This window comes from uncultured Romboutsia sp., from assembly GCF_958366745.1.
Classification (GTDB): Bacteria; Bacillota; Clostridia; order Peptostreptococcales; family Peptostreptococcaceae; genus Romboutsia; species Romboutsia timonensis.
In genome coordinates this window covers 1-10,565 of sequence record NZ_CATXCO010000065.1, presented here as the reverse complement: position 1 = coordinate 10,565, position 10,565 = coordinate 1, and the positions used below count along the sequence as shown (strand labels likewise).

Here is a 10,565-nt window from a genome sequence, read left to right as displayed (position 1 = left end):
TTATAAATAGACTTATATTATCAAAAAATAAATAACTACTTACTGAATATGGTTAATAATGAATATATATGTTATAATTTAATAAGCGTTTGAATTAAATAAATTATTAAGCTTAAGAAAGGGAAAATTTATGAATCTTAAGGAAAAATTTGACGAGTGGATAGATTTTATAGATTCTAAGAAAAAGATTATAATAACAACTTCACTTTCAATATTAGGATTTATAGTTTTAATTATAATATTTTTAGTAAGTAGTGATGAGTTAAGTGTTTCGAAAGAGTCTAATATTTTAGTTAAAAATATAGAACAACGAAAATATTCAATTGCACTTAATAACTATGAAGACTGGGAAAAAGAATTTTCAAGATCTAAAATGAATAGACTTAATAAGTCTGTTTCTAAAAAGATTAATAAGTTACTTCTTGATAGTGGGGATAAGTATATAACAGGACAAATATCAAAAGAACAATATATAGGACTTATAAATACTATCAACGCTTTAGAAAATATAAATGTAGATTTAAAAAAGATTATAGAGCAGGCAAAAAGAGTAGATGAAATGTATCAGGAGGAAAATATAAAGTATGATACAGCAATTTCCTACATAAATACTGCTTCTATTATAAATGGTATGGTAAATAGTTTAGATATTTATAAAAATAATATAGAAGAAATAAATCAATCAAGAAAAATATATAAATCTGCATTAAAATATCAGACTGATAAAAAATATTATGAAGCTATAACTTCTTATGATAAAGTTTTACAAATTGATAAAAAATACTATGAATTAGCTAATAAAAATAAAAAAGAATGCATAGAGCTTATGTATAATTACTACATAGAAAAATCAAAAGAAGCTAACAAAAATGGTGATTATGAAGAAGCACTACAATATATAGATTATATTAAGGAATATTATATAGATGATGAAACTATATTAGAACTAGAAAAACAATATCAAACTAATTTAGCTATGTATACGTTAACTACTGACGATATACTGAATTTAATTGCTAAAAAAAGCAACAAGAAGAAATCAAATTTATCTATAAATTCATTCCAACAGATGGTTAATGATGAGAAGTATTATTATACAGAGGTATATGAACATGATACTTTAATAGATGAAGTATTAATTGATGCAAAATCTAAAGAAATATATTCTTATAAAGATTCAAATAAGGATTATAAAACAAATTATAGCGATGGATACTTTAGGGTTACATCAGATGGAAGTATTCAATTTGCAATAACTGAAGAAAAAGCACAATTTATACTAGAGAAAAAATTAGAAGAAAAACAAAATAAATATAAAAAGATTATAAGTGTATCAAATGATAAAATAGATAAATATATAGATAATAAAGTTGACTTAGATAAAAAGTTAAAAGATGATGGAGATATATACTATTATAAAGTTGTTAATAAAGGGTTATTTAAGAAAAAAGAAGTCTATATTATAAATATGTATACTGAAAAGGTGTATTTAATAGATAATGACGGTATAAAAGATTATTAAGCGTGTTTTTAGCACGCTTTAATAATTGATGCTAGTTTAAGGAGAGAGCATATGAAAAATATTAATAAAAAAATATGGATAGTATTAGGTATTATTTTATCAGTTTGTTTTATATTTATAGGAACACTAACTGTTATTATAAATGGAGATAAAATATGTAAAAATACTTATATAAATGATACTAATATAGGTGAATTAACTAAGGAACAAGCTAGTGAAAAACTAAAAAATATATATAATGAAGATAACATCGAGTTTAAATATAATGATAAAAAATTTATCGTTTTGGCTAAAGAAATTGATTTTTATTATGATATAGATAATACTGTAGAACAGGCATATGGATTAAATAGAAAAGGATCATTTATAGATAATTTAAAAATAACTATAAATAGCCTTAGAGGATATAAAAATACTCTTAAATTATCTATTAACTATAATAAAGATAAGCTTAAATCGTATATAGAGGGATTGTCAAAAGATATAAATGTTTCTATGAAGAATGCAAGTATAAAAATTGAAAACTCTAATATAAAAATACAAAAGGATGAAGAGGGAGTAAATTTACAAGTAGATGAAAGTTTAAATAATGCTATAAATGAACTAGAAAAAGGAAATACATTAATAAACTTAGTGGTTGAAAAAATACAACCAGATGTAAAAGAGGAAAGTTTAGAGAAGGTAGATACAATGCTTGGAACATATTCTACTAAATTTGACTCATCTGTTTCAGGAAGAAGTCATAATGTGGCGTTGGCTGCAAAAAGTACTAGTGACGTATTATTAATGCCAGGTGAGAGCTTTTCTTATAATAAACACACTGGCTCAAGAACTACAAGTAATGGATATAAAAATGCACCTGTAATAGTACAAGGTGTAGTACAAGAAGGTATAGGTGGTGGAGTATGTCAAGTATCCTCAACACTTTATAATGCAGTTTTATATGCTGGATTAGAGATAGAATCTATTAAAAATCATTCAATACCTTCATCATATGTACCTAAGGGTAGAGATGCCACTGTTAGTGATGGTGCAATAGATTTTATATTTAAAAATAATTTAAAGTATCCTGTTTATATAAAGAATTCAGTTTATGGGAATACTTTAACTTGTACAATATATGGAAGCAATGAAGATAAACAAAAAATAGAAATACTAACTAATACAGATAGTGTATCTGAAGCTCCGATTAAAAAAGTCGATGATCCAACATTACCTAAAGGAGAAGAAAAGCAGTTAGAGGCTGGTAGAAAGGGATATACTGTATCTACATATAGAATATATAAAGATAATAATGGAAATGTATTAAAAAAAGAAAAGGTATATGTATCGTACTATCCTAAAAAACAAGGGGTAGTGGCGGTTGGAACAATGGAGGCTCCTATAGTTGAAGAAGAAACTACTCCTGTAGAGAATATACCTTCTGAAGATGTAGTTCCTCCTAATAATGTAGAGGTTAATCCAGAACAAGAAACAGAGGCTATATTTGAAGAATCGCCAATTTCAAATAATTAAAATATAAAAAGAATAAACTTAAAATGTATATAAAATGACCTTTATAATAATTAAGGTCATTTTATTTTTATGTATAGAAAAATAGCAAAAAATGTATAGTTTTGACTTGATATAGCAAATGTGATATCTTAATTATATAGAAATGGAGGAGATTATTATTTTAGGTAAAAGTATAATAAATGATATAAGAATGATGGATAAAAAGAGTCTAGATATATCTTTAATACAAGATGATAAATCAGATATAACATTTTTTAATATAGATGAAGAAGAAAGTAATGAAACATTAAAAGCATTAAAGCAAAGTTATGTTACTACTAATTATAAAGAAGAAACTATACTTAATTTACAAAATACATTAAATAGTTCTTCAGATGATGCATCTAAGGAGTTAAAAATAGAATCTTATAAAAAATATAATGAAGCTTTAAATTTAGCGAGTAGAAATTATATTACTACAGCTACAGAAATTATAGAAAAAGCGTCAGAACTTAACCCAAAAGATGTGGATATCTTAAATTTAAGAGGATTATTAAAACTTTTAAAGTGTGATTTTTCAAAGTCATTTGAAAGTTTTTATACTGCAATGTGTTATGGGAATAACGAACTATCAAGAAAATATGTGGATATATTATCTTCAGATGAGTTTAAAGTCTTCTTAGGAAGGTATAATCACTCTATAAGATTTATAAATGAAGATTTAAATCAAGAGTCTATACATATATTAAATAATATTATAGAGGAAGACCCAGATTTGATAGAGCCTTATGTTATACTAGCGTTACTTTATGATAAAATGGGGAATCTAAAAAAGAAAGAGTATTATTTAGATAGATTAGAACAAGTGGATAAAGATAATCCTTTATTTGAAAACAAAATAAAAAGTGAAGATAAAGAAACTAAGGTTGTTGAGAAAAAAACTAAAAAGAAAATAAATATTATGCCGTATGCAATAGCGGGTATATTAGCCATTAGTATGGTAGCTTATAATATAAGTAATAAAAATAAAATAGAAAGTCTAAACGCTCAGTTAAATAAAAAAGATGAAAAAATAGAAGAGATAGATAAGCAGCTAAGTGAAACTTCTGAAAAATTAGATGAAACAAATCAGCAACTAAATGAAACAAATCAGGAATTAGATGAAGCTAAGAAACAAGAAATGCTAGTTTCTAGTGAGGTAGATTTATATCAAAAGGCACTTGAATTAAAGGCTAGTAAAAATTATAAAGATGCTATAACGTATTTTAAGAAGGTAATTGAATATGGAAAAACTAAAAAATATATTTCAGAATCAATATACCAAGTAGCATTTTTAAGCGAGAAAACTAAAAATTATAATCAAGCAGTAAAATATTATAAAAAGTATATAAATACTTATACTAAAGAGGATCAATACTATGATGATGCTTTCTATCAATTAGGAATGTTATACTATGAAAATGGTGATTTAGAAAATGCTAAAAAGACATTTTATGGAATGAGAAGTGAAGTTCCAGATAGTATGTATAATAACTCAAAGGTAAAAGAAATTTTATCAAAGTAAAATAACACTAAACCATAGGAATACTATACTCTACCAAATAAAAAGTAAACTAACAATACTAATATACTTATTATTTGGTAGGAGGTAAACTCTATTATATACAAAAGAATTGTTCCTTTCCATACTTATAGATGGTAAGTAAGGATTTATAAATAAAGATATAGTAATAAATACTATATTTGAAGTTGTATCTAATTTAAGCGATTGATTACTAGAATTAGAATAAATAAAATGTGGGGATTTTTAAATTAATCTTGTAGTATCTAAATAATCCTATCTTTTATTATGCATTAGATGTTGAAGATTGGTATGCACAAGTAATTCAAGGTAATAATAGTAATTATATAGATAAACAAGATAAACTTTTTATATAGTTTAGAAATTATATATTATAAAAATAAAAGTTAAAATGATTTATTACTTTAACTTTAAAACTATGACGATTTTTAGGAGACAAATATGAAAACACTAAATCAACTGGCAATAATATTAGGTTTATGGGCCTTAGGTGAATATATTAGTTCATTTATACAAAGTGTAGTTGTTATCCCGGGTAGTATAATAGGTATGATATTATTGTTTATACTACTTAAAGCTAAGGTTATAAAATTAGAAAGTATAAATGAAGTAAGTAATTTCTTTTTAGATAATATGGCTATATTTTTTATACCAGCAGGAGTTTCATTAATTAAATCCTTAGATCTTATATCAGATAATGTATTTGTATTATTAATTACAATATTTATAAGTACTATTATAGTTATGTATGTAACTGGTAAATTAGTTGACATTATGATAAATAAAAAGTCTAAGGAGAATTGATTATGTATAATGTATTTGACACAGAAATTTTTGGAGTAATACTTACAATATTATTTTTTAATATAGGAATATATATACAGAAAAAAACTAATAAGCCTATATTTAATCCATTGCTTATAGCTATTCTAGGTATTATATTATTTTTAAGTATAACTAAGATTCCTTATGAAAGTTACAAGTTAGGAGGGGATAGAATAAACTTCTTTTTAGGTCCTGTAACAATTGTATTAGCAGTTCCTTTGTACAAGCAGTTTGATTTATTTAAAAAATACTTATTAGAGATATTAATTGGTATAAGCTGTGGAGTTGTTGTATCTTTTATATCAATAAAATTAATAGGACACTTTACTAATGCTGATGTAGATATAATAAATTCATTAATACCAAAGTCAATAACTACACCTATGGGTATATCTTTGACAAAAACACTAAATGGAGTAGAAGCAATAACAGTAGTATCTATAATATTAACAGGGATATTAGGTGCTATTATATCTCCTATAGTATTTAAAATAGGAAAAATAAATAATCCTGTAGCAAAAGGAATTGCATTAGGTACTTCAGCACATGCATTAGGTACTACTAAAGCATTAGAAATGGGAGAAGTTGAAGGTGCAATGAGTGGACTATCTATAGGGATTTCAGGAATAATTACAGTTATTTTAATACCTATAATAATAAATTTTATGTAGCGTTTAAATAGTTTATATTATTACTAAACAATGTAATCCAATTAAATAAATCTATAATTTTAAATATTATAATATTATTTTTAAATAATATATCAATAAAAATAAAATATATTGTAAAACTATATATGATTTAAAATTAAACAATAAAAAATTAAAAAAAATATCAAATGAAAATGAAAAATATGAAATACAGTTATGCATATATTTTATTATATATACATAATTGTATTTTTTTTGTTTTTATGAATACCTTAATATACCTGATATTATAAACAATTATATTTACAATTAAATATATAAATAAGTTATAAAATGCAAGAAAAAAATACAACTAATCATTTGTCAAAAGAATAGCTACAATATACACAAAAGGCTGATTAAAAATGCACTAGACATATTAAAAAAAGGTAATATAATATAACATGTAATGAATAAAGAAACAAAATAGTTATATACTATTGAGCTTGAAGGGAGAATACGATGAGTAAAGTTAATACCGCCGTAGAAGATAATATTTTTCTAAGATATCTTGTAATAATAACAGGTATGCTAATAGCATGCATAGGTATAAATGGATTTATAAGGCCAGCACATTTGCTAAGTGGAGGGGTTCCAGGAATATCTACAGCTATAAACTATTTGACTGGAATTAATATAGGTATATTAACATTTTTAATAAACATACCAATATTTATATTAGGGTTTATATATTTAGAAAAATCATTTTGTATATCTAGTTTAATCAATATGATATTATTTTCTATATTATTAGGTTTAACTCAAAATATAGGTGATATAATCCCAGTAAATGATATATTACTTCAAAGTGTATTTGGAGGAATACTAGCTGGAATTGGATCAGGGCTTGTATTTAGAACTAAATCATCTCAAGGTGGAACGGATATAATAGCTGCAATATTAAAATTTAAAAAAAATATTCAAGTTAAGGATACAACATTAAGTATAAATATATTAATAGTTTTAGTTAGTGGAGTATTGTTTGGTATGGATTTAGCATTATATACTCTTATTGAAATGTTTTTAAGTGCTTCTGCTATGAATATTGTAAAGGATGCCATGAACTCTCAAAAATCTGTTATGGTTATATCTAGAGAAAGTGAATCTATAGCAAAAGATATAATGACTATTGTTCATAGAGGTGTAACATTCTTAGAAGCAGAAGGTGCATATACAAAAGAGAAAAAAAGAATTATATATTGCATAGTATCATCAAATGAGATACCTAAAATAAAAGAAATAGCTTTAAACTATGATAAAAAATCATTTATATCAGTAAATGATGTCACCGAAGTTAAAGGAAGAGGATTTAAAGAAAAATATTTATAAAAATGAATAAAATTTAATTTAATTAACATAATATTTAAAGAGAGGTAATGCTCTCAAAAAACTCTAGAGTTGTATAAATTTATCGGGAAGTTTATACATACGGTATAAATTACTTTAAAATTGAAAATGTTTAGTGTATTAGAGCGGGTGTCTTAATGGATTTAATGGAATCGGACAATGTCTACTCTACAAATAAAGTGTTTTATACAAAAAACACTTTATTTTTTTTGTAAATTAAAAATATTTATAGAAAATAATACAAAATATATAATATAATAAATTTAATAATGTGATAATCTATCAATCGTATAGGAGATATAAGAGCTATGAATTTATCTAAAGAGCATTTTGATATGTATAATGAGTATACATTAAATATAAATAAAATAAAAAGAGAAGTTAATGCAATAATTAAAAGGCAAAGATTTACGGCTAGAAGATGTAAGAGAGCTTCTGAGGAAGAGATACTAGACCTTGAAATTAATAAATATGAAGAAGTAGAAAGTATAAATAAAAAGAAAATACCTAGTAAAATTTATGAATTTTCTAATGGAGATATATATATAGGGAAAATAGTAAATGGTAAAATGGACGGAATAGGAACCTATAATTTTGTAGAGGGAATAGAGTATATAGGAGAGTTTAAAAATGATATGAAGAATGGTCTGGGAATGTGTACATTTAAAAGTGGTAATATCTATATAGGGAATTTTTTAGAGGATACTATAAATGGAATGGGACAGATGGTATATAAAAGTAAAGATGAATATATGGGAAACTGGTTAGATGGGAAAAAACATGGCAAAGGAATATATATATGGCGTGATAATAGCATGTATATAGGCGAATTTAAAAATAATAAAATGGATGGCTATGGAGTATGTTATGATTGCCATGGAAATATAATATATGAAGGAGAATGGAAAAATAATTTAGTTCATGGCAAAGGAACGTATATATGGGAAGAAGGAAAAAGATATGAAGGTGAATTTTTACATGGTAAAAAGCATGGAGATGGAACTTTCTATTTAAATAATGAATTAGTATATGAAGGAACTTGGAAGTTTGACAAGCCTTGCATATTTGATAGAAGTTTAGATGAAATATTTGCAATAAAACTTTAGCTTTGTCTATAAAATTAGACAAAGCTATTTTTATTTAAAATATCATTAATTTAAATAAATTATATACTAGCTTAGATAATAAATGAATATAGAATAATTATATTAAGGGGTATTAATTGTTTTATAAATGTTTATTATACATAGATAGTAAATAATTATTGGAGGATGATATTTTGAAAAAAATAATCTTTATATTTTTATCTATAATATTAGTATATTCTTATTACTCTAACAGAAATACTATACAAGAAATTGAAACTATAAATACTAAATTAGCATCCAATGATATTAGAGTTAATAATAATATAAATATGGATAATTTTAAGAATATAAAAATTGGTGACAATAAAGCTTATGTAATATCTAATATAGGGAAACCATCGAGAATCGATTATAGTGAGTACAATTTCAAATGGTATGTATATAATGAGGATTTAAATAAATTTGCAATGGTAGGAATAGAGGAGGATAATGTAGTAGCTCTTTATAGTAATGGAATTGATAGTAATGAAATAGATATAAGATTAAACTCAAATAGAGATTTTGTAAGAGAAAAATACAGTCCATTAGAATATAAGAAAAAGGGAAATACTAGATATGTTATAAACTCTGACGATCAATATGATATATTAGATATTGGAAAAAACTATGTAACAGTTTTTTATGATATACATGAAGATAATAAAGTATGTGGATACCAAATTATAAGTAAAAAAGCAGAATCAACATTAAATGGAATCTATCCACAAGGAAATGATAGATTACAAGAAAGTTTTGAAGCTCAAACTAAAGACCTTGTAAATACTGAACGTACAAAAAATAATTTAAATATATTATCTTATAGTGAAAAAGCAACTACTAGCTCAAGAAAGCATAGTGAAGATATGATGATAAAAAATTATTTTGATCATACTAATAAAGAAAATAAAAGTCCTTTCGATAGGATGGAAGAAGAAGGTATAAATTACAAAAATGCAGGAGAAAATATTGCAGCAGGGCAAAGCAGCGCAATATATGCACATCATGCATGGATGAACTCTTTAGGACATAGAAAAAATATTTTAGGGGATTATAAGTATATAGGAGTTGGTGTTATATTTGGAGGATATTATAACATATACTATACTCAAAATTTTTACACATAGACATACATGAAAGGAAGTCATAACTATGTTTAAGCACAAAAAAATCACACTTATAATTACAGCTGTATTAGTTTTTTTTAGCAATTCGTTTATGTATGCCGAATCTATAAATGATGAAGAGGTATTTATAAAAAATGGTTCAAGAGATAAAAAGCTAATAGCACTAACATTTGATGATGGACCTCACCCAAAAGAAACTAATCAAGTTTTAGATGTACTTAATAAGTACAATGTAAAAGGTACTTTTTTTATAGCTGGAAAACATGCTAATTGGTATCCAAATCCTTTAGTTAGAGCAAGTAAAGAGGGACATGAAATAGGAAATCACACATTTAATCATCCAGATATAACTAACTTGACAAATGCACAGTTAGAAGAAGAAATATTAAAATGTGAAGAGATACTTATAAAACTAACTGGTAAAAAGCCAACATTATTTAGACCACCATATGGTAGTTATAAACAAGAAGAATTAGCATCGATAGCAAAAAAACTTAATTATAAAATAGTATTATGGACTACTGTAGATGCTAGGGATTGGCAAAATCCAGCTGCAGAAGTTATAGCAAATAAAATAATAAATAATGCAAAAAATGGGGATATAATACTTTTACATGATTATGCAACTAATAATACTGTTGCTGCATTAGATATATTAATTCCTAAAATGATGGATCAAGGTTTTGAATTTGTAACAGTATCACAGATAATAGATAAATAATTAGAAAAAATTATAATGCTATACCTAAGGAGGTATAGCATTTTTTATGTATAAGGAAATTATAGCATGAATATATTTATTGATAACCTATGAATATAAATAATATAAATAACTTTAGAAATAAAATAGAAAAA

The 10,565-nt window shown here is 24.6% G+C and carries 9 protein-coding genes; all 9 read left to right on the top strand.

The annotated features are described in order from the left end of the window. The first annotated feature begins 130 nt into the window (after window positions 1-130). Window positions 131-1,522 (top strand): UbiD family decarboxylase, encoded by a 1,392-nt coding sequence (locus tag Q5F54_RS06270; protein ID WP_281538055.1) that lies wholly within the window; start codon window positions 131-133, stop codon window positions 1,520-1,522. Window positions 1,523-1,573: 51 nt separating this feature from the next. Next, window positions 1,574-3,037 carry a VanW family protein gene (locus Q5F54_RS06265; protein WP_281538054.1) on the top strand — a complete coding sequence of 488 codons (1,464 nt, stop codon included), beginning with the start codon at window positions 1,574-1,576 and terminating at the stop codon, window positions 3,035-3,037. Between the two features lie 190 nt (window positions 3,038-3,227). Continuing rightward, on the top strand, window positions 3,228-4,580 hold the full coding sequence (locus tag Q5F54_RS06260; RefSeq protein WP_302169209.1) for a tetratricopeptide repeat protein: 1,353 nt from the start codon (window positions 3,228-3,230) through the stop codon (window positions 4,578-4,580). 459 nt (window positions 4,581-5,039) lie between these two features. Beyond that, entirely contained in the window at window positions 5,040-5,402 is a 363-nt protein-coding gene (locus Q5F54_RS06255) for a CidA/LrgA family protein (RefSeq protein ID WP_281538052.1), read from the top strand. 2 nt (window positions 5,403-5,404) lie between these two features. Next, entirely contained in the window at window positions 5,405-6,094 is a 690-nt protein-coding gene (locus Q5F54_RS06250) for an LrgB family protein (RefSeq protein ID WP_071119860.1), read from the top strand. 480 nt (window positions 6,095-6,574) lie between these two features. After that, on the top strand, window positions 6,575-7,441 hold the full coding sequence (locus tag Q5F54_RS06245) for a YitT family protein (RefSeq protein WP_071119854.1): 867 nt from the start codon (window positions 6,575-6,577) through the stop codon (window positions 7,439-7,441). A 326-nt stretch (window positions 7,442-7,767) separates the two neighbouring features. Beyond that, the gene (locus Q5F54_RS06240; RefSeq protein WP_071119855.1) at window positions 7,768-8,565 is read left to right on the top strand and encodes an MORN repeat-containing protein; all 798 of its coding nucleotides are present in this window, start codon (window positions 7,768-7,770) and stop codon (window positions 8,563-8,565) included. 173 nt (window positions 8,566-8,738) lie between these two features. Further along, window positions 8,739-9,710 (top strand): CAP-associated domain-containing protein, encoded by a 972-nt coding sequence (locus Q5F54_RS06235; protein ID WP_302334111.1) that lies wholly within the window; start codon window positions 8,739-8,741, stop codon window positions 9,708-9,710. A gap of 25 nt (window positions 9,711-9,735) precedes the next feature. Beyond that, entirely contained in the window at window positions 9,736-10,431 is a 696-nt protein-coding gene (locus tag Q5F54_RS06230) for a polysaccharide deacetylase family protein (protein WP_288526412.1), read from the top strand. The last annotated feature ends 134 nt before the right edge of the window (window positions 10,432-10,565 follow it).